This is a genomic window from Verrucomicrobiia bacterium, assembly GCA_019634625.1.
In the GTDB taxonomy this organism is placed as follows: domain Bacteria; phylum Verrucomicrobiota; class Verrucomicrobiia; order Limisphaerales; family CAIMTB01; genus CAIMTB01.
In genome coordinates this window covers 45,026-64,912 of the sequence record JAHCBA010000028.1, presented here as the reverse complement: position 1 = coordinate 64,912, position 19,887 = coordinate 45,026, and the positions used below count along the sequence as shown (strand labels likewise).

At 67.8% G+C, this 19,887-nt stretch carries 11 protein-coding genes; 3 read left to right on the top strand and 8 right to left on the bottom strand.

What is annotated here, in order from left to right:
• Positions 1 to 29: 29 nt before the first annotated feature.
• From KF833_16235 to KF833_16205, 7 genes are all read right to left on the bottom strand, one after another.
• A complete protein-coding gene (locus KF833_16235; GenBank protein ID MBX3746859.1) occupies positions 30 to 3,416 on the bottom strand; it encodes an SUMF1/EgtB/PvdO family nonheme iron enzyme in 3,387 nt (1,128 codons plus the stop codon).
• Positions 3,413 to 4,429, bottom strand: coding sequence for an aldo/keto reductase (locus KF833_16230; protein MBX3746858.1), 1,017 nt, complete (start codon positions 4,427 to 4,429; stop codon positions 3,413 to 3,415). Before KF833_16230 ends, KF833_16235 begins: the two co-directional genes overlap by 4 nt.
• On the bottom strand, positions 4,426 to 5,601 hold the full coding sequence (locus tag KF833_16225; GenBank protein MBX3746857.1) for a hypothetical protein: 1,176 nt from the start codon (positions 5,599 to 5,601) through the stop codon (positions 4,426 to 4,428). Before KF833_16225 ends, KF833_16230 begins: the two co-directional genes overlap by 4 nt.
• A gap of 28 nt (positions 5,602 to 5,629) precedes the next feature.
• The gene (locus tag KF833_16220) at positions 5,630 to 7,588 is read right to left on the bottom strand and encodes a hypothetical protein (protein ID MBX3746856.1); all 1,959 of its coding nucleotides are present in this window, start codon (positions 7,586 to 7,588) and stop codon (positions 5,630 to 5,632) included.
• Positions 7,589 to 7,746: 158 nt separating this feature from the next.
• Positions 7,747 to 9,033, bottom strand: a complete 1,287-nt coding sequence (locus tag KF833_16215; GenBank protein MBX3746855.1) for a right-handed parallel beta-helix repeat-containing protein — start codon at positions 9,031 to 9,033, stop codon at positions 7,747 to 7,749.
• 36 nt (positions 9,034 to 9,069) lie between these two features.
• Positions 9,070 to 11,220: a PAS domain S-box protein gene (locus KF833_16210; protein MBX3746854.1), complete on the bottom strand. Its 2,151-nt coding sequence runs from the start codon at positions 11,218 to 11,220 to the stop codon at positions 9,070 to 9,072.
• On the bottom strand, positions 11,195 to 14,584 hold the full coding sequence (locus KF833_16205; GenBank protein ID MBX3746853.1) for a PAS domain-containing protein: 3,390 nt from the start codon (positions 14,582 to 14,584) through the stop codon (positions 11,195 to 11,197). Before KF833_16205 ends, KF833_16210 begins: the two co-directional genes overlap by 26 nt.
• A 178-nt stretch (positions 14,585 to 14,762) precedes the next feature.
• Between KF833_16205 and KF833_16200 the strand changes: the two genes are divergently transcribed.
• Positions 14,763 to 15,050: a DUF802 domain-containing protein gene (locus KF833_16200; GenBank protein MBX3746852.1), complete on the top strand. Its 288-nt coding sequence runs from the start codon at positions 14,763 to 14,765 to the stop codon at positions 15,048 to 15,050.
• A complete protein-coding gene (locus KF833_16195) occupies positions 15,047 to 16,411 on the top strand; it encodes a Gfo/Idh/MocA family oxidoreductase (protein MBX3746851.1) in 1,365 nt (454 codons plus the stop codon). Before KF833_16200 ends, KF833_16195 begins: the two co-directional genes overlap by 4 nt.
• Positions 16,412 to 16,497: 86 nt before the next feature.
• Here the strand turns inward: KF833_16195 and KF833_16190 are convergent, their stop codons facing one another.
• Complete coding sequence (locus KF833_16190) at positions 16,498 to 17,319, bottom strand: M14 family metallocarboxypeptidase (GenBank protein MBX3746850.1); 822 nt, start codon at positions 17,317 to 17,319, stop codon at positions 16,498 to 16,500.
• A gap of 147 nt (positions 17,320 to 17,466) precedes the next feature.
• Between KF833_16190 and purL the strand changes: the two genes are divergently transcribed.
• Positions 17,467 to 19,878, top strand: coding sequence for a phosphoribosylformylglycinamidine synthase subunit PurL (gene purL / locus KF833_16185; GenBank protein ID MBX3746849.1), 2,412 nt, complete (start codon positions 17,467 to 17,469; stop codon positions 19,876 to 19,878).
• Positions 19,879 to 19,887: the final 9 nt, after the last annotated feature.

Below are 19,887 nucleotides of genomic sequence, written 5' to 3'. Positions count from 1 at the left end.
CCGTCCTTCGAGGGTTGGGAGACAGGACTTCATCGGAGGGCGGTTTCGGGGGTGTCTTCGGCGACGATGCGGAAGCCGACGTTGAAGACGCGTTGGAACTGGGGGTAGGGGAGGCGTGCGGCGGCGGTGGCGCGGAAGGGGCGGTCGCGCCAGGAGCCGCCGCGGGTGACGCGTTCGGTATGGGGTGGGGCGTCGGGGGCGTTACGGCCGTCGTCGTCGCGGTAGGGGTAGGGGCGGTAGGCGGAGCGGGTCCATTCGGCGGCATTGCCGTGGAGGTCGTGGAGGCCCCAGGGATTGGGGAGGTAGCGGCCGACGGGTTCGGTTACGAAGCCGCCGTCGTTGAAGCGGGCGTCCTGGGGGATCCAGTTGTCGTAGCGGTTGGGGTTGAGGAAGGCGGCTTTGGCGCGGTCCTGGACGTAGGGATCGCCGGCGAACTGGGCGAGCATGGCATCGCCGAGGTTGGCGTGGGGGGAGAAGTCGGCATGGAGCGGTCCGAACCAGAAGGGCTGATCCGAGCCGGCGCGGGCGGCCCATTCCCACTGGGCTTCGGTGGGGAGGTGGAGGGGGAGGCCGGTGCGATGGGAGAGCCACTGGGTGAAGGCGAGGGCATCGTTCCAGGAGACGCGGACGGCGGGTTGATCGGGGTGATCCTGGTCGTGGCCGGTGATGCCGAACTGGTAGCCGTGGCGATCTTCGGTACGGCTTTCGTGGGAGGGGTGGAAGGTACGGAACTGGCGGTTGCTGGTTTCGAAGCGGGCCATCCAGAAGGGGCGGACGGCGACGGCGGCACGGGGGCGTTCGTCGGGGTGCCCGTCGGGTGAACCCATGAGGAAGCGACCGCCGGGGATGCGGACGAGTTCGAGGGTGACATCCGGGGCGAGGGACAGGGTGCGGGAGCGGGTCAGGTGTTCGTGCTGGCGGGCGAGGGCGGTGTCGGGGGGGAACGGCCAGCCTTCGGGGGCGGGGTCGCAGGGGGGAGAGGGGGGTGCGGGATTGGGGGGGACGGGTTGGGCGGGGTAGGGCGGGGTGTCGGGGATGTGTTCGTAATCGGGGAAGGGACCCATGGGGACGAACTGGCGGCGGAGTTCGAGGGCGCGGCGGTTGGCGGCGGCGATCTGGTCGTGGCGGAGGGGACCGTAGCCGGTGGTGAACTCGGGGATTTCGCCCCAGGTGCCGAAGAACGGGGCATTGAGGTCATGCCAGGCGGCGAGGCGCTGGCGGGCCTCGGGTTCGAGGTGGACGCCGTGGTGTCCTTTACGGAGGAGCTGACCGAGTTCGGTGGTGGAGAAGTGGTAATCGAGGGGGGTGAACATGCGTCGGTCGCCTTCGATGCCGGGTCGGCGAAGGAATCGATGGAGTTCCCAGTAGCTGGTGGAGAACTGACCGCCGCCGGGCCAATGGCCGGGCATCTGGGAGGACCAGTCGGAGAGGGGACGTCCGCCGCGGAGGTCGGGGAATTCCTGGCCTGGGGCGAGGGGGTTGGGGGCGGGGCGACCGTCGTGACAGGAGACGCAGTGACGGTCGAGGACGGGTTGGACTTCGCGTTCGAAGGCGAAGCCGCGGGGTGGACCGAACCAGGGCTGGATGGGGGCTGGGGGATGAAGGAGGGCGAGGGTGGGGCGGCTGAGGGCGACGGACTGGGAATCCTCGTGGCAGCCGATGCAGGAGACGCGTTCGCCGGGCATGGCGACGAACCAGGAACGTTCGAGCTGGAGGGCCTGACCGTCGGCGTCGAGGGGTTGGAGGCAGACGGGGGTATTGGCGGGGAGGGTGAACCAGGCGGAGCCGTCGGGGTGGACGGGGACGGTACCGAGGATGCGTTTGATGTCCCAGGGGCCGTCGGCTCCGAGGGAACCGTAGAGGCCGCCGACGCCGCGGCGGCTGAAGTAGTATTCCACGACCCGGAGGTGGTGAACGGTGCCACGGGGGACGCCGTCGAGGCCGGTGCCGGCATGGACATCGGCGACGAAGGCGGTGGCCTGGTCGGTGTGGGGGTTGATGCGGTCTTCGAGGACCTGGGGTCGGGGCTGGGGTTTGAAGGGGGAGGGCCAGAGGAGGGCGGCGCCTTCCTCCTCGTGGATCAGGACGAGGTTGTCGAAGGCATCGACGAGGTAGAGTCCCCAGAGGGCATCCGGGCGGGGTTTGGCGGCGACGAGGTGGTAGCGGGGGTGGAGGGGGGCGGGCATGAGGAACTGGGGGAAGGGGAAGGTTTCGCGGATGAGGGCATCACGAACGACGGGATCGACGGGCTGACCGCGGCGCGGGAATTCATGGAGGACGCCGAGGGCGTCACGGCGGCCGACGGAGACATCGAGGAGGAGGAGGCGTCCGGCGCGGGGGACATCGTGATGACCTCCGGCGATGCCGACGACCTGGGTGACGGAGCCGGGGACGGGTTTGGCGTAGAAGAAGGAGCCTGGGAACCAGGAACCGCGGCCGCGGAACTCGCGCTGGTCGGTGCCATCGGGGTTCATGTGGAAGAGGAGGCGGGAATTGGCATGGGACTGATCGGTGTATTCCCAGCGCTGGTAGAGGACGCGACCGTTGGGGAGGAGGGTGGGGGACCAGTTGCTGTCCTGCTCGAAGGTGAGCTGGCGCATGGAGCCGGAGCTGGGATCGAAGAGGAAGAGGCAGGTCATGGCGTCGGAGCCGAAGAGGCAGGGGAGGCCCTGATAGGATGCGGTGGAGGCGAGGATGATGCGGTCGTCGGGGAGGTAGCAGGCATCGAAGTGGGCGACGTCTTCGCCGTGGTCCGGGGAGATCTGGGCGGGGGTGGAATCGCCGAGGCGCAGTTCCCAGAGGCGCCAGTTGTTCTGGCGCTGACCGTTGCGGGCGAAGAGGAGGCGGTTGGCGTCGAAATGGAGAACGGGGTCGATGAGGGTGTCGCCGTTGTCGGGTTGGAAGAGGGGGATGAGGCGGGGCCGGGTACGGAAGTCGGCGAGGAGGGCGAGGGTATCGCGGAATTCGCCGTGGCGGGGGAGGGTATCGGAGGTGGACCAGTTGGAGGTACCGACGCCGAGGTTGCCGCCTTCGGCCTGGCGTGGGTTGGCACGGGGGATTCGGTGGAGGACGAGGATCCGATCGAAGTCGAGGAGGGGATTCTCGAGGAGGGCGAGGCGGGCGAGGGTTTGCAGCGCGGGTTGGAGGGTGGCCTGGGGGGTGCCACCGGCGAGGGCGATCTCGAGCTGGCCGAGGCGTTGGAGGTGGGCGGGGCCGCCCGGGTAGGCGGGGCCGAAGGTACGGATGAGGTCCTCGATGGCGAGGCGCAGATTGGCGGGCTGGATGGTGGTGGGCTGGGGGCTGGGGGGCGCGGGTTGGGGGGTGGCCGGGAGGAGGGAGGGGGTGAAGAGGAGGAGGAGGAGAATCAGGGTGCCGGCGAGGGCGGGCGGGAACCTGGCGGGGGGCGGTGTCTTCATGGGCTGGGGGATGGGTCACCGAGGTTGAGGACGTCCTGGCGCATGCGTTGGAGGTCGGCGGGATCGAGGGTGAGGGAGCCGGCAGCGGCGTTGTCGAGGAGCTGGGCGGTGGTGCGGGCACCGACGAGGACGTGGGTGACGCCGGGTTGGGCGAGGGTCCAGGCGAGGACGAGCTGGGCGAGGGTGGCGTGGCAGCGTTCGGCGAGATCGGACCAGCGGGCGAGGAGATTGAGGATGCGTTGGCGGTTGGCGGGCAGGAACCAGGGGTTCCAGGATGCGTTGCTGCGGAACTCATCGGGGCGGAAGACGCGGTCCATGGAGACCTTGCCGGTGAGGAGGCCCTGTTCGAGGGACATGTAGGTGAGGGTGGCGAGGCCGTGTTGGGCGGCGAGGGGGAGGGATTCGGACTCGGCATCGCGGGCGAGCATGGAGTAGCGCAACTGATGGGAGACGAGGGCGGGTCCGGCGTGGCGCAGGTTTTCGATGAGTTCGGGGGGGGAGACATTGCAGACGCCGAGGGCACGGATCTTGCCGGCATCGCGAAGTTCGAGGAGGCAGGCGATGGTATCGGCGACGGGGGTGGCGTCGGGGGGAACGGAAGGCCAGTGGGTTTGGTAGAGATCGATGCAATCGACACCGAGGCGTTGGAGGCTTCGTTCGACTTCGAGGCGGATGGTGTCGGGGCGGAGGGATCGGCGGACGACGCGGCCGTCGAGTTCGGTGAAGAAGGAACCGCGGTCATCATCGGTCCACAGGCCGCACTTGGTGGCGAGGATGACCTGGTTGCGTCGGCCGCGGATGGCCTGGCCGACGATCTGTTCGGAGCGGCCCCAGCCGTAGGCGGGGGCGGTATCGATGAGGTTGATGCCGGCGTCGAGGGCGGCGTGGATGGTGCGGATGGATTCGGCGTCGTCCGGGTTGGGTCCCCAGGGTATGCCGCCGCCGGTGACCCAGGTGCCGAGGCCGATGACGGAGGCGTGGAGGGGGGAAGGTCCGAGGGGGCGGGTGTTCATGGGAGGGGATTGAGGGAACCGGGAGTGGGGGCGAGGGCATCGAGTTCGAGTTCGAAGCGGAGTTCATCCCGGCAGACCACGGCCTGGGTCATGACGAGCGGGGCGAGGGCGAGGCCGGCGCGGGCGAGCGCCTGATGGACGGCGGGGGCATCGGCGGCGTGGCGGAGGTAGGCGGTGGCGCGGGAGACGTCGGAGAAGTCGAGGCCGCGGGAGGCGAGGAGGGTCTGGAGGACATGGAGGGTGTGTTGGACCTGGGCACGGACATCGTCGAGGCCGAGGCTGGCTCCCCTGGCATCGATGCTGGCGGTGCCGGAGACGAGGATGCGGCGGAGATCGGGGGTGAGCATTTCGACGGCGCGGCTGAAGCTGCTGCCGTAGGCGGGGGCGGGGCACTGGAGGGGGGAGGGGATTTCGGCGATGCGGGCGTTGGGGTGGAGGGGTTGGGCGGCCCAGGCTTCGGCGACGAGCGGGGCGCCGGCGGGATTACGGGCGCCGATGCCGGTGCTGGCGGGGACGAGGGGGGGGCCGACGCGGCATTGCTGGAAGAAGTCGCGGCGGACGCGGTTGAAGGACGGGTACCAGGCGAGGATATCGTCGAGGAAGAGCCAGGTACGGGCCACCTGGGTGAAGTTGAGGCCGGCGGTCTGGAGGGCGGCCTGGAGGCGTTCGAAGGTGTGGCGGGCCTGGGTGGCGGTGGGGGCGGCGGGATCGGGGGGGATCACATTGCCGAGGAGGACGTGATCGAGGTGTCCGTCGGAGAAGGAGGCGCCCAGGATGTTTCCGGCGGCGAGGACGGGCGAGACGGCGGTGTCCGAGACAGCCATGGCATGGAGGCCGGCGAGGCCGGCCTGGGGGTGGGGCGGGCAGGGGAATCCTTCGAGCCAGGTCAGTGGGGCAGGCCAGTTGGGGGAGAGAGGCGGGAGATTGGACTGGAATCCAGGGAAGGCACGAAGGGGACCGAAGGCCTGGAGGCGGACGGGGATGGCGTCGAGGTCGTGGAGCCAGCGGGTCACCCGCCGGGCGAGGGCCTCCGGGGACTCCTGGGGGAGGGGGCAGAAAGTCAGGTGATGTTCGATGAGGGATTCGCGATGGACCACGACGTGGCGGAGTCCGGGCGATTCGGTGCGATGGAGGGGGGTGGGGGGACGTGTGCCGGGGGCGAGGGAGGTCATGGGGCGGGCGGGGTGGAGTGGGATGGGTTCAGAGCGAGCGAAGGAACTCGACGAGATCGTCGATTTGGTCGGGGGTGAGGTGGGACGTGACGCCGTGACGATCGCCGGGGTTGTGGAGGGTCAGCATATCCTTGAGGGAGGCGGAGCGGCCGTCATGGAGGTAGGGGGCGGTGCGCCAGATCTCGATGAGGGTGGGGGTGTCGAACCGGGTGGCGGGGAGATCGCGCGGGCCTGCCGTTCCGACGTCGTGGAACTGGAGGTCGGTGTAGTAGGGGCCCCGATGGCAGTGGGCGCAGCCGACGTCGGGATTCAGGAACACGGCGCGACCGCGTTGGGCGGCGGGGGAGAGCTGGCCGTCGAGGAGGGCGGGACTGGGAACAGGCTGGAGGGATTTGAGGTAGGCGTCGATGGCCTCGGCGACCTGGGGGGGGTGGGTGAGGAAGAAGCTGAAGCGGATGCCGGCGCGGACGGCGACGTAGGCATCGGCGCGGACGCCGAGGGCCATGGCCGGGGGGGTGGCGTGGGAGAGGAGGAGGCTCTTGGAGTTCTTGGGATTTCCGATGCCGTCGTTGAGGAGATCCCAGTTGAAGCCGTCCACGCGGGCGTCGGAGGAATGGCAACTGGTGCAGCTTTGCCAGCCTTGGAAGCAGAGGGTGGCGTCGTTGAAGAGTTGTTCGCCGAGGCGGACCGGGTCGGGAGGGGGCGATTGGGCGAGGGGGATTGTTTCGGGCGGGGCGCTGGGGCGGGCCAGGTCGAGGGTGGTAAGGGAATCGGCGAAGTAGTTGGCGATCCAGGCGCGGGAACCGTGGAGGACGAGGGCGCGAGCGCCCTGATGGGCGGGATCGAGCCGGAGACGTTGGCGGAGGCCGACGAGGAAGGAGAGGTCGTTGGGGACATCGGCGGCGGACCGGGAGGCGCGGGCGGGGTCCGGGTTGCGGGAGGGATCGGGAGCGGGGGGCAGGGAATGAAGGCGGGCGAGGAGGGAGGGAACATCGAGGACGCTGAGTTCGTGGGTTCCGGCGTGGGTGATGGCGAGGGAACGTCCGTCGGCCGACCAGGCGAGGGCCCATGGGTTGGCGGCGCCGGCGTCGATATTGTCGAGCAGGAAGGAGTTGACCGGCTGAAGGGAGGCGACATCGACGAGGGTGGCGGCGCTGGTGTTGATCCAGCCGCGTTCGACCTGGGTGGTGGGCAGGTGGAAGCGGGAGATCTGATGGACCACGACGACATGGCGGCCATCGGGTGAGACGCGGACGTCGCGGACCAGACCGCTGCCGTTGGGGAGGCGGAGGTCGCGAATGACGCGGCCGAGGGCGGTATCGATGACCGAGAGGCTGGCGGCGACGACATCGGCATCGGCGGGACCGGCGGGGAGGTGATTGGCGACGAAGAGGAGACGTCCGTCCGGGGTGAGTGCGGCGGAGACCGGTTCCCGGGGGACCTGGACCCGGCGGGAGATCGACTGGGTGGGAAGATCGACGAAGGCGATTTCGTCGTTGAAGCGATGGCAGAGGTAGAGCGTGCGACCGTCGGGGCTGAGCACCGGGGACATGGCGGTGTGGCCGACGGGGATGCGGGCGGTGATTTCGGCGCGGCGGGTGTCGATGAGGACGAGGACGCTCTGTGGGGCGGCGGCGGCGACGTAGAGTGTCTGCTGGTCCGGGGAGAGGACGAGTCCGAGGGGTGCGCCGGGGACGGAGACGGATTGGGAGACGGAGCGGGAGCCGGTTTGGAAGAAGGCGACGCTGGCGGCGGTGGCGCAGCCGACGTAGAGGGTCCGTCCGTCGGCGGTCACGGCGAGGGACGATGGGGAGAGCCAGTCGGGCGAGGGGGAAGGGGTGGCGGAACCGGGCGGCAGGACGATCAGGGAGGCGGCGGCGAGCGCGGCGGCGAGGAGGTGTCGGGAGCGCGGGCGAATCTCACGCCGGGGCGTCCGGATCGCAGAATGCCCGTGGGGCCCTGACAGGCGGCGGCCGGTGTCTTCCATGAGTTGGAAGCCTAAAGTCCGGCAAGGGTCCGTCCATCGGCCTGTGGCGAAATGCCCTGGGTTGGGTGCGAGGATCGCCGGTCCTTGGCGACCGGTCTGCAAGGGGCGGGGCCGGGGTGCGGGCGAAGGGCGGGAGATGCCGGCGGCGTTTCCGGGGACTACGGTTGGGTGGGGCGGTCGTCCTGGAGCACGGTGGCGGCGCGGATGGTATTGCCCTCGAGGGTGACGCGCCCGGCGTTTCTGCCGATGCGGATGCCGATTTTCTGGCGACCGCTGCCGGAGTCCTCGATGGTATTGCGGCGGATGACGGTGTCGTGGGTGACGCCATCGATGAAGAGTCCCCAGCCTTCGTTATCGCGGACGAGGTTTTCCTCGAAGGTGATCCGGTGGGCGGCCATGGGTTCGGTTTCGGCGCGCCAATAGACGCCGCCGCGGTGATTGCCGAGGATGGTGTTTCCGCGGACGAGGTTGTCGGTGTCCTTGTGACCGATGGAGATTCCGTAGCCGCGGTTGTTTTCGAGCCAGTTACCCTCGGCGACACCTCCGCGGACACGCCAGCAGAAGAAGAGACCGTCGTCGCCGTTGTCCACGGCACGGCAGTGGGTGACGGAGGGCCGCTGGGAGCCGCTGCCGGGGTGGAGGCCGAGTCCGGCGCAGCGTTCGATGACACAGCGATCGACGGTGACGTCGTTGGACTGCTGGAAGCTGATGCCGTCGCCGTTGTAATCCCGCACGACGCACTGGCTGATGACGCAATGGTCGCCGCGGTAGAGGAAGATGCCGGCGGCGCGGCAGCCATCGACGAGGGTGGGATTTTCGGTGCGGTTGCCATCGACGGTGAGGAGTTCGACGCGCGCGTCCTGGATATGGTAGCCGCTGATGACGGGGAAGACGGTGGCGGCGAAGGCATCATCGTGGACCATGATGTCGGCGTTCATGGGCCGGGTGAGAGTGAAGTAGTTGCCGTGGGCATTGAGGAGGGTGGCACAGACGCCGTGGAAATAGCGTTGGGACTTGGAGGCGACATAGACGCCGCGACCGATGGCGAAGCCGTTGGTATGGGTCAGGGTGATGGCGGCCTCGCCGAAGTCGGAGTCGGCGGCGAGGGGGGAGCGGTATTCGCGGTCTTTCCTGAGGATGGTGAGTTCGCCGGCGCCGCGCACGGTGACGCGGCTGCGCAGGTGGAGGGAATCGCGCATGAGGAACTCACCGGGACCGATTTCGACGAGGCCGCCGCCGAGGTTGCCGACGTAATCGACGGCGGCCTGAAGGGCCCGGTTGTCGTGGCCGACGATATCGGCATTGCGATGGCCGACGGTGACGCGGACGGCGGGGCGGGCATGGAGTTCGTTTTCGGGATACTGGCGTCCGGCCTGATCGGCGTGGGAGTGGGTGGTGAAGGCGGCGAACAGGACGGCGGCAATCAGGGGGGCGAAGGCATTCATGGAGGCGGGGGCGTGGCGGGGGCCACTGTGCCCGGCTCAATGGGGCTGATCAAGGCACTCGCGGATGAGGGTGACCAGGGCGGAGGGCTGATAGGGTTTCGGGAGGAACCGCATGCCCGGGTTGCCGATGCCGTCCGGGTGAACCAGGTCGAGGCTGTAGCCGCTGGAGATGACGCAGCGGAGCCGGGGTTTGAGCTGGCGCAGTTCCTTGACGATGTCGAGTCCGGTCATGCCGCCGGGCATGACCATGTCGGTGAAGACCAGGTCGAAGGCGCCGGCGTGGAGATCCCAATGTCGGACGGCATCGGGACCGTCGTCGGCCTCCACGACGCGGTAACCGTATCGGCGCAGGGTCATTGCGAGGAGGGAGCGAAGGGCCTCGTCATCCTCGACCAGGAGGATGCGTTCGCCGCGGCCGCGGACGACTCCGGCAGGTTCGGGGGCGGGGGTTTCGCGGGGGGCGGAGATCTCCGGCAGGAAGACGCGGAAGGTGGTGCCGTCTCCGGGCTGGCTTTGGACCTCGATCCATCCGTGGTGTTGTTTGACGATGCCATAGACGGTGGCGAGTCCGAGGCCGGTGCCCTTGCCGGGTTCCTTGGTGGTGAAGAAGGGTTCAAAGATCCGCCTGAGGGTGGCGGCGTCCATGCCGGTGCCGGCATCGGAGACGGTCAGGCGGATGAAGGAACCGGGGCGGGCGTCCTCATGGGAACCGGTCTGCTGGTGGGTCAGCGGGATGCGATCGGCCAGGAGGGTGATTCCGCCGCCGGCGGGCATGGCATCGCGGGCATTGACGCAGAGGTTCATGACGATCTGCTCGAGCATTCCGGAGTCGCCCTCGACCCACACCGGAACGTCAGCCGGGGTCCAGTGGATTTGGATATGTTCGCCGAGCACGCGGCGGAGCAGGTCGAGCATGCTGGCGACGACCTTGTTGAGGTCGAGGGGTCTGGTCTGCATGTGCTGACGCCGACCGAAGAGCAGGAGTTGGCGGGTGAGGCTGGCGGCCCGTTCGGCGCCGCGTTCGAGTTCCCTGAGGAAGGGTTGGGCGGCGGAGGGGACGGTGGCGGCGGAGCGGAGCATGGAGAGGTTCATCATGGTGGCCGCGAGGATGTTGTTGAAGTCATGGGCGACTCCGCCGGCCAACTGACCGATGGCCTCCATTTTCTGGGCCTGGAGCAACTGCGCCTGGAGTTGTCTGCGGCCGGTGATGTCCTCGAGGCAGACGAGGACGTGGGACTTTCCTTCGAGCGGGATGAGGGTGGTTGAAGCGGCCACGTCGATGGAGGACCAGACGCCGTCACGGCGGTACCAGAGCGGGCCTTCGATCTGGCGGCAGGGACGGCCGGTGGAGCAGGTGTCGATGAGGGCCTCGCGGAGGGGGCAGCGTTCGCACTGGGGGCCTGCGCCGCAGCCCTCCTCCCGGCGGAGGGCGTTGTAGCAGCCGAGGTGAGCTGCGATGGAGGAATGGACGTTGCGGGTGCCCGGGTCGGAGTTGGCGCGACCGATCAGGGCGGCCATGGCGCGATTCATCCGTTCGATCTGCCGATGTTCATTGACCAGGCACATCATGATCGGTGCGTTGTCGTAGATGGCCTCCAGTTCCACCTCACTGCGGCGCAGGGCCTCCTCGGCGTCGCGCTGTTGGGTGAAATCGACTGCGGAGGTGAGGCAGAGCGGGGTGGCCGAGGGTTGGGCGTGCATCGGCTGGGAATGGAGCCGGACCCAGCGCAACTCGCCATCGGGACGCTGGAGGCGGCACTCGCCGACCGTGGGGCGGGCGTCACCGAAGACCTGGTTCAGGTGCTGGTGAAAGGCCTCGCGGTGGGAGTCGGCGACGCAGGGAAAGAACGGCCGGCCTTTGAGGCGGTTGCGGGGCACGCCCACCAGTTCGGCGGCGGCGAGGTTGAGGTCGAGCAGTTGATGTTTGGGATCGAGGACGAGGTAGGGGAGCGGGGCGAGGTCGAAGAGGGTGAAGTACTGGTTGCGGCTGGCTTCGAGGTCCTGCTGGGCGCGACGCAGTTCCTGGTTCTGCATTTCCAGCTCCGTCTGGTGCACGCGCAGTTCGTGGAGAATGGCGGAAACGTCCTCCCTGTTGACGGAGGGCTTCGTGGGTGTCAGTCGCGCCTCGGCCTGCTCCCGCAGGGAAGGAGCCTGGGTTTTTTCAGGGCGCTTTCGTGGGCTTGGCATGGGGCTTTCTGCGGAGGGGTTGGGGGAGGGGGCAGGCGGAGGTGGAGCAGGAGCCGGGGAGTTGCTTGGAGGAGCAATGGCAGAACGACTCGATGATGCCGGTGGTCAGCCCATCGGCATTCCTGGCCGGGGAGGTGACGATGCCCACATGAACGATTCCGTGGTCCCGGGAGAGGCGTCGGGCGGGCTGGCAGGGGAGTTCCTCGCCGCCGAGGACCCGGGCATGGAGGGCGCGCTGTTCCGCCCTGGCGTCCGGGGGTGTGAAATCGGTGATGTTGCGGCCCTCTGCATGGTCGGCGGTCCATCCGAGCAATCGGTCGGCACCGCTGTTCCAGACCACGACGCGCCCGTTCCGATCGCAGCCGACGACGGCATGGCGGGTGGATTGGAACCACAGGGCCATCTGTTCCATGCGTGCCTCCTGCTCCTTGCGCCGGGTGATTTCGACGTGGGCGATGACCAGGCCGTTGTTGCCGGGGAGGCGGCTGGCATGCACGAGGAACCAGCGGGTTGAGCCGCCGGTGTGGCAGGGATACTCGGTTTCGAAGTGAGCGTTCCCGTCGCGCAGCAGGGATTCGAGTCCTTCCAGGCACCGTCGGGCGGCCGGGTCGCGATCCTGCGCGGCGCGGCAGACCTCGAAGTAGTTGCTCCCCACATCGCCTGTTCCCGGGAGGTTTTCACCGGACTGGGCGAACCGTCGCCAGGCCTGGTTCACGAGGAGGATCCGTCCCAGATCGTCCACCACGGCGACATGAGCGGGCATGGCATCGACGACTCCCTGGACGAGGGCCTCCTTCCGCCTGTTTTCGGTGAGGTCGATGACGGTGAGCACGAGTCCGCTGATGGCGTTGGTTTCGGTTCGGTAGGGTGCGAGGCGGACCAGGAGGGTGCGTCCGCCCTGTTCGGAGACGAGGTGTTCGAGCGTCTGGCACTCGCGTGAGACCTGCCGGGCGAGATCGATGATTTCGGGGGACTGGAGTTCGCGGCTGAGGACTTCGAGGGGGGCGCCGATGTCGCCGGAGGTAAGATGGGTGAGGGACTGCAGCGCCGTGGACATGCGGCGGATGCGGAGGTCGGGGTCCACGAGCATGGTGCCGACGCGGGTGGAGGCGAGGAGGTTGTTGATGTCGTTGCCGAGTGCGGTGAGTTCCTCGATGCGGTTTTGGTTTTCGGTGTTGACGGTATGGAGTTCCTCGTTGACGGACTGGAGTTCCTCGTTGGTGCTTTGGAGTTCCTCATTGGCGGCGAGGAGTTCCTCATTGGCGGCTTGGAGTTCCTCGTTGGAGGTTTCGAGTTCCTCGATGGTCGCCTGGAGGGTTTCCTTGCTGTACACGAGTTCCTGTTCGAGGTCCTTGATGCGCTGCCGGGCGGTGTGGTCGGCCTTGAACTCCTTGAGGACGCGTGGGGTTGCCGGGCTGGAGTCCTTGGGTTCGATGAAGATCAGGCGGATGCCGGAGGCGGCGCGGTTTTCGGGATGGACGGGTTTCACGCGCAGGCGGACGGACCTGACCTTCCGTCCCTGGTGAAACCGGACGTTGTCGATGGCATGGGCGCGACCATCGCGATTCACGCGATGGAGCATGGTGGCGAGGGTGACGGAGAGGTTGTGGCTGGTGAGTTTGAGAATGTTTCGGGTGAAGGCTCCGGGGGGGGCGTGGAGGTAGTCGCCGGCCTTGCCGAGCACATGAGTGATCTCGTTGTTGTCATCGACCACGATGCAGGCGGGACCGTAGTCGGTGAGGATCTGCTGATAGACGGTTTCGAGGAGACGGAGGTCGGCGGCGGGCTGGTGGCGGGCGAGGCGGATGGGATCGGGTTGCCAGGAGCGTTCGGGGACGGGGGACTGGGCGGAGCCGGCGTGCACATAGGCACCGGGGCGGGTCTGGTAGAGTTTGTGGCGGGTATTGAGGGTATTGAACTTTTCGGTGTGGTCGCCGATGGTTTCGCTGCTTCCGAGGAAGAGAATGCCGCCGGGTTTGAGGGCGAAGTGGAAGACATTGACCACCCGGGACTGGAGGGCGGACTGGAAGTAGATGAGGACATTGCGGCAACTGACGAAGTCGAGTTTGGTGAAGGGGGGATCCTTGAGGAGATCGTGTTTGGCGAAGACGACCATCTGGCGGAGGGCGGGGCTGACCTGCCAGCCGTCGGCCTTCCGGGTGAAGAAGCGTTTGAGTTTGTCGGGTGGGACATCGGCGACCTCGCTTTCGGAGTAGAGGCCGTGGCTGGCGATTTCGATGGCGTTCTTGGAAATGTCCGTCGCGAAGATTTTGACCGGCCAGATTCTTCCCTGGCGGCGCATTTCGTCGGCGAACAACATGGCGAGGGAGTAGGCCTCCTCGCCGGTGGAGCAACTGGCGACCCAGATGCGGAGGGTCTCGTTGGCCGGGGCGCGTTGGCAGAGGTCGGGGATGACGTCCTTTTCGAGGTGCTCGAAGGCCTCGCGGTCCCGGAAGAAGCGGGTGACACAGATGAGGAGTTCCTGAAAGAGGAGGCCGGCCTCGCGGGGGGAGCTGTGGAGGTACTGGAAGTATTCGTCGAGGCTGTGGAGTTGATTGATGCTGATGCGGCGTTCGATGCGGCGGTCGATGGTGGAGGGTTTGTAGAAGGAGAAGTCCACGCCGCACTGATCCCGCAGGAGGGCGAAGATCTTGTGCATCAGGGTATCGGTGGACGTCTGGTTGCGCATCAGCGTCTGCCGATTGGCGACGAAGGGATGCTGGAGATAGGTGAGGAGCTGGCGGGGCATTTCCTCGGGGGGCAGGATGGAGTCGGCGAGGCCGGTGCCGATGGCGCTTCGGGGCATACCGTCGAACTGGGCGGTGGCCTCGCTTTGGACCATGACCATGCCGCCGGCGTCCTTGATGGCGCGGATGCCCATGGTGCCATCGCTGCCGGTGCCACTGAGGACGATGCCGATGGCCTGGTGCTGTTTTTCCTCGGCAAGGGAACGGAAGAAGACATCGATGGGGAGGTTGACACCGCGGGTGAGGTCCGGGTCGACCAGGAGGAGCCGGCCTTGAAAGATCTTGAGATTCTTCTTGGGCGGGATGAGGTAGATGTGGTTGGGCTTGACCTCGATGCCATCCTCCGCGCGCAGGACGGGGATGACGGTGCGTTTGGAGAGCAGTTCCACCATGAAGCTCTTGTAGTCCGGGGAGAGGTGCTGGACGACGACGAAGGAGAGGTCGCTATCCGCGGGCATGTTGACGAAGAGTTTGCCGAGGGCTTCGAGTCCGCCGGCGGAGGCGCCGACGCCGACGATGAAATGGGGGGCGGGCGGGGAGGGAAGGCTGGAGCGGGATGCGGCGCCGGTTTTGGCCCGATGGCGGGGGGTGCCGGAGGGGGGCTTGGATTTCTTCATGGGGCCTGGATGCTGGCGGTGCTGGGGATGCGAACGGGGATGGCGAAAGGGATGGCGGCTCTCCTTGGTCTGGCGCTGGAAAGAGGAGACTCTTTGGAGGGCCAGTAGCGAATGACCTTGTGAATACCTGCGGACGGAGGGGCGATCTGGCCGTTTCTTGGGATTCCCTTGCCATTGCTTGGTTGGCGGCAACGGCGGTGCATCCCCAAGTTGTCGGTACCGAGCCAGCGACTCGGAGGGACGAGTTCCGCGAGTCCTCAACCCAACGCTCCACACCGTTGCGGCCTCGTGGAACTCGGCCCTCCGAAGCGACGCTTCGCGAAGTTCGCACCTCTACCGACAACTCCGGGATGCACTGCGGCAACGGGCGGGGGATTTCGCCGGCTTGCCAGGGGCGGGTGCGGGAGTTCAGTCTGCGGCCTTCCACAGCGGGTCCGCGACGATCGTGGACCGGGACCCCGGATGACCATGCAACTGACACGACGCTCCTTTCTTCGAACCACCGCCCTGACGGCCGCGACCCTGCCGGCGCTGCGATTGGTGGGTGCGGATTCGCCGACCCGCCGTTACCGGACGGCCCTGATCGGGACGGGATGGTGGGGGAACAACATACTGGGCGAGGCGATGGCATCGGGGGCCTGCCGGGTGGTGGGGCTGTGCGACGTGGACACGCGGCTGCTGAATCCGACGATGGAGCGGGTGCGGCGGGAGACGAGCGACGATCCGAAGGCCTATCGGGACTACCGGGAGATGCTGGAGCGGGAGAAGCCGGAGATTGTGATTGTGGCGACGCCGGACCACTGGCATCCGCTGCAAACCATCGCCGCGGTGGAGGCGGGGGCGCATGTGTTCGTCGAGAAGCCGATCGGGCACACCATTCTGGAGGGGCGGGCCATGGTGAACGCGGCGCGGCGGCACGACCGGGTGGTGCAGGTCGGCACGCACCGGCGGGTGTCGCCGCACAACGTGTCGGGACGGGAGTTCCTTCGATCGGGGAAGGCGGGGAAGATCGGGATGGTGCGGGCGTTTGTGCATTATGGCGGGGGGCCGGAGCGTCCGCTGGCGAACTCCGAGCCGCCGAAGGAACTGGATTGGGACTTGTGGTGCGGACCGGCGCCGTTGCGGCACTACAACGGGCCGACGGGAGATCTCTCGAATCCCTGGCGGGGGGGGATCCATCCGCGCGGGTTCCGCAATTACCTCGACTATGCCAATGGCACGCTGGGGGACTGGGGCATCCACTGGATGGACCAGGTGTTGTGGATCCTGGAGGAGAAGTGGCCGCGACGGATCGCCTCGTCGGGGGGCCGGCCGATCAAGGGACCGGCGGTGTACAATGCGGCCGAACAGAGCAGCGACGCGCCCGATCACCAGGTTGCGGTATTCGATTTCGAGTCCTTCACGCTGTCCTGGGAGCACCGTCAGTTTGCGGGCAACAACGCGGAGAAGGGGGAGAACGTCGGCTGCTATTTCTACGGGACGGAAGGGACGTTCCACATGGGGTGGATTGGCGGGTGGAAGTTCTATCCGTCGGACAGCCGCAAGCCCGTCATCGAGGAGCCGGCCCAGTTGCACACGCCGGACCAGCAGAACATCCGGGAGTTGTGGGCGGATCTGCTCGAGGCCATCCGCACCGGGGGGCGGCCGGTGAGCGACATCGAGGCGTGCCATTACTCCACGAACGTCTCGCTGCTGGGGATGCTCGCCCTGAAGCTGGGTCGGAGCATCGAGTGGGACGGCGCGCGGGAGCGGGTGGTTGGGGACCGGGAGGCGAACCGGTTGCTGCGCCGGGACTACCGGGGTCCATGGCGGTACCCGAGGGCTTGAGAGCCTGTCTGAAAACTGGAAGAGGCCCTGCGACGAGGGGTTTTGGTCCCGCAGCGGCCGGACGGCGAGGCCGGCCGGGGGAGGCGTCAGGGCGGAGGCGGTGAGGTGTCGTCGCGTGGCGGAGGCGTCCGGGTGAAGGTGTCGAAGGCGGCGCGGACACCGGCGACGAGGGCGGCCACGCGGGTGTCGAGGGGGTAGTCCGAGGGCGCTTCGAGGGTGTAGCTGAGGCGGGTCTTGTTCTGGAGGAGATAGAAGGCCTCGGGCCATTCGGGGCGCATGGCCGGGTCGAGGGTGGGCCGGATGATCCCTTGATGGGCGTCGCGCCCATCGATGACCGGCGAGAGGTCGATGGGACAGACGGGTCGGACGGCCTCGACCATGGCGGGGGCGAGGGAGGGTTGGTTGGCGGAATTGACCTCGTACACGTAGAAGCCGGCGGCCTCCCAGTCTTCGTGGAGGCAGAGGGCGAGGTCGAAGAGGGGCTGGCGACGAAGCCACTCGATGTGGGCGCGCACCTCGGGGGCATGGGCTTCGCGGTAGTCGCGGTTCAGGTCGATGCCGGCGGCGGATTCCCGGGTGTTGAGGGCCAGACCGGTGGGGTTGAGGCAGGGACAGCACCAGCCCCAGGCATCCTCGGGAAAGATGGCCTGGCGGAGCAGTTCCAGGACGGCGAGCGGACCGGCGGGTTCGTCGCCGTGGATCCCGGCGGAGAAGTAGAGCCGGGGGGCGCAGAGGCCTGCATGGCGCGGGGCGCGGGTGAGGACGGGAAGTTCCGTCCCGGAATCCGTGGTGAGGGAGCCGAGGGTCCAGCCGTTGCGGACGGCCTCGGTGCGGAGTTCCGCGAGAATCCGCGGCACGTCGAGGGTATCGCCCAGGTAGCGCCTGTGATTGCGTCCCAGCCGTTGCATGGGGTGGAGGGTGGGGGGTGAGACCTGAAACCGGAAACCTGAAACCTGAAACCTGAAACCGGAAGGGTGAGGACCTTATCGGGGTTGGGATTGTGTGGGGCGGTTGGGGCGGGCAAGATTCCGGGCCCCTTGCCGGGGGGCTTTACGATGACCGAACCCGCCATCACTCCGGAGCTGGTTGCCCGTCACCAGATCACGCCGGACGAATACGCGCGCATTCAGGGGATCCTGGGGCGTGAGCCGAGTTACACCGAGCTGGGGATTTTCTCGGTGATGTGGAGCGAGCACTGCTCGTACAAGAACACGCGGCCGCTGCTGCGGACCTTTCCGACGCGGTCGGCGCGGATCCTGGTGGGGGCGGGGGAGGAGAACGCGGGGATCGTGGACGTTGGGGACGGTCTGGCCATCGCCTTCAAGATCGAGTCGCACAATCACCCGAGCGCGGTGGAACCGTTCCAGGGGGCGGCCACGGGGGTGGGGGGCATCATCCGGGACATCTTCACGATGGGGGCGCGTCCGGTGGCGGCGCTGAACTCGTTGCGGTTCGGGGAACTGAGCCGTCCGGAAGTGCGGCGGTTGTTTGCCGGGGTCGTGGGCGGGATCGCGCATTACGGGAATTGTTTCGGAATCCCGACGGTGGCCGGGGAGGTCTGTTTCGATCCAAGTTATGAGGGCAATCCGCTGGTGAACGCTTTTTGCCTGGGGGTGCTGCGGCATGACCAGATCACCCGGGGGGCGGCGCGGGGGATTGGAAACCCGGTGTTCTATGTCGGGCCGGCCACCGGACGTGACGGGCTGGCGGGGGCGGCGTTTGCGTCGCAGGACCTGACGGAGGAGAGCGCGGAGAAGCAGCGCGGGGCGGTGCAGGTGGGGGATCCCTTCATGGAGAAGCTGGTGTGCGAGGCGTGCCTCGAACTGCTGGCAACGGGGGCGGTGGCGGGTATGCAGGACATGGGGGCGGCGGGGCTGACCTGTTCCACGTGCGAGACAGCGGCGCGGGCGGGGACGGGCATCGAGATCGAACTCGACCGGGTGCCGCAGCGGGCGCCGAACATGACGCCTTACGAGATCATGCTCAGCGAGTCGCAGGAACGGATGCTGGTGGTGGTCCAGCGGGGACGGGAGGAGGAGGTGAAGCGGGTGTTCGACAAGTGGGATCTTCCGTGGTCGGAGATCGGGACGGTGACGGACACGGGGCGGATGGTGGTGAAGCACGGCGGCCGGGTGATAGCGGATCTGCCGGCGGCGGCGCTGGCCGACGAGGCGCCGGTGTACGAACGCGAGGCGCGGGAGCCGGCGTATCTCGAAGGGGTCCGGGCCTTCCGGCTGGAGGGGCTGGCCGACACCACGGATCCGATGGCGGATCTGCGATCCCTGCTGGCGTGGCCGACCCTGGCCTCGAAGAACTGGGTGTACCGGCAGTACGACCACATGGTGCGGAACGGGACGGTGGTGTGCCCGGGGAGCGACGCGGCGGTGATCCGGATCAAGGGCGACTCGGTGCCCGGCGGGGCCGAGCGGGGGGCGGCGCCGGTGGCCGAAAAGCTGGTGGCGTTCACGGTGGATGGGAACGGGACCTACGTGTACCTCGATCCCTATGAAGGCGGGAAGATCGCGGTGACGGAGGCGGCGCGGAACCTGGCGTGTTCCGGGGCGGTGCCACTGGGTGCGACCGACAACCTGAACTACGGGAATCCACACAACCCGGAGATTTTCTGGCAATTACGGGAGAGCGTGCGGGGACTGGCGGACGCCTGCCGGGCCTTCCAGGCACCCGTCACGGGCGGGAACGTGAGCCTGTACAACCAGCGCGGCGCGCTGGGGGCGATCGATCCCACGCCCACGGTGGCGATGGTGGGATTGATCGAGCGACCGGAGCACGTGACGACGCAGTGGTTCAAGGAAGAGGGGGACGCGATCGTGCTGCTGGGGGCGGTGGTGGATGAAGACGATCCGCTTCAGGGACTGGGGGGCAGCGCTTACCTGCAGGTGCGGCACGGGAGGAAGACCGGGTTGCCACCGCGCTGCGACCTCGACGTGGCGCGCACGTTGCACACGGCGCTGGTGGGGTTGATCCGGACAGGGACCGTGAGGAGCGCGCACGATTGCAGCGAGGGGGGGCTGGCGGTGGCGCTGGCGGAGGCGTGCTTCAGCCGGTACGACGCGCGGCACACGCCGGTGTTTCTGGGGGCCACGGTGGACCTGACGGGGCTGGAGGGCGGGATGGGGGGCGAGGGGGCGGATCGGGCTTATCCGACCGATCCGACGGATCCGACCGATGCAGGGCATGAAATAGGTCCATCCCCGGTGGCCGGGTCCAGGGTTCGCCTGGACGCGCTGTTGTTCGGGGAGACGCAGTCGCGGGTGGTGGTGAGCTGCCGGGCGGTGGATGCGGGCGGGTTGATGGAGCGGGCCCGGTTGCTTGGCGTGCCTGCGGTCCGGATCGGGACGGTGGGTGGGGACCGGTTGGCGATCCGGACGACCGCGGGGGAAGTCTCAGCGCCGGTGGCGGAGTTGCACGACGGGTGGTGGAACGCCATCGCCCGGGCCATGGCATGACGGGAGGGA

Bases quoted from the DNA above. Each gene is read 5' to 3' on its own strand.
- KF833_16215 (MBX3746855.1), bottom strand. From the start codon at position 9,033: ATGAATGCCTTCGCCCCCCTGATTGCCGCCGTCCTGTTCGCCGCCTTC.
- KF833_16220 (MBX3746856.1), bottom strand. From the start codon at position 7,588: ATGGAAGACACCGGCCGCCGCCTGTCAGGGCCCCACGGGCATTCTGCG.
- KF833_16205 (MBX3746853.1), bottom strand. From the start codon at position 14,584: ATGAAGAAATCCAAGCCCCCCTCCGGCACCCCCCGCCATCGGGCCAAA.
- purL (MBX3746849.1), top strand. From the start codon at position 17,467: ATGACCGAACCCGCCATCACTCCGGAGCTGGTTGCCCGTCACCAGATC.
- KF833_16190 (MBX3746850.1), bottom strand. From the start codon at position 17,319: ATGCAACGGCTGGGACGCAATCACAGGCGCTACCTGGGCGATACCCTC.
- KF833_16195 (MBX3746851.1), top strand. From the start codon at position 15,047: ATGACCATGCAACTGACACGACGCTCCTTTCTTCGAACCACCGCCCTG.
- KF833_16235 (MBX3746859.1), bottom strand. From the start codon at position 3,416: ATGAAGACACCGCCCCCCGCCAGGTTCCCGCCCGCCCTCGCCGGCACC.
- KF833_16210 (MBX3746854.1), bottom strand. From the start codon at position 11,220: ATGCCAAGCCCACGAAAGCGCCCTGAAAAAACCCAGGCTCCTTCCCTG.
- KF833_16230 (MBX3746858.1), bottom strand. From the start codon at position 4,429: ATGAACACCCGCCCCCTCGGACCTTCCCCCCTCCACGCCTCCGTCATC.
- KF833_16225 (MBX3746857.1), bottom strand. From the start codon at position 5,601: ATGACCTCCCTCGCCCCCGGCACACGTCCCCCCACCCCCCTCCATCGC.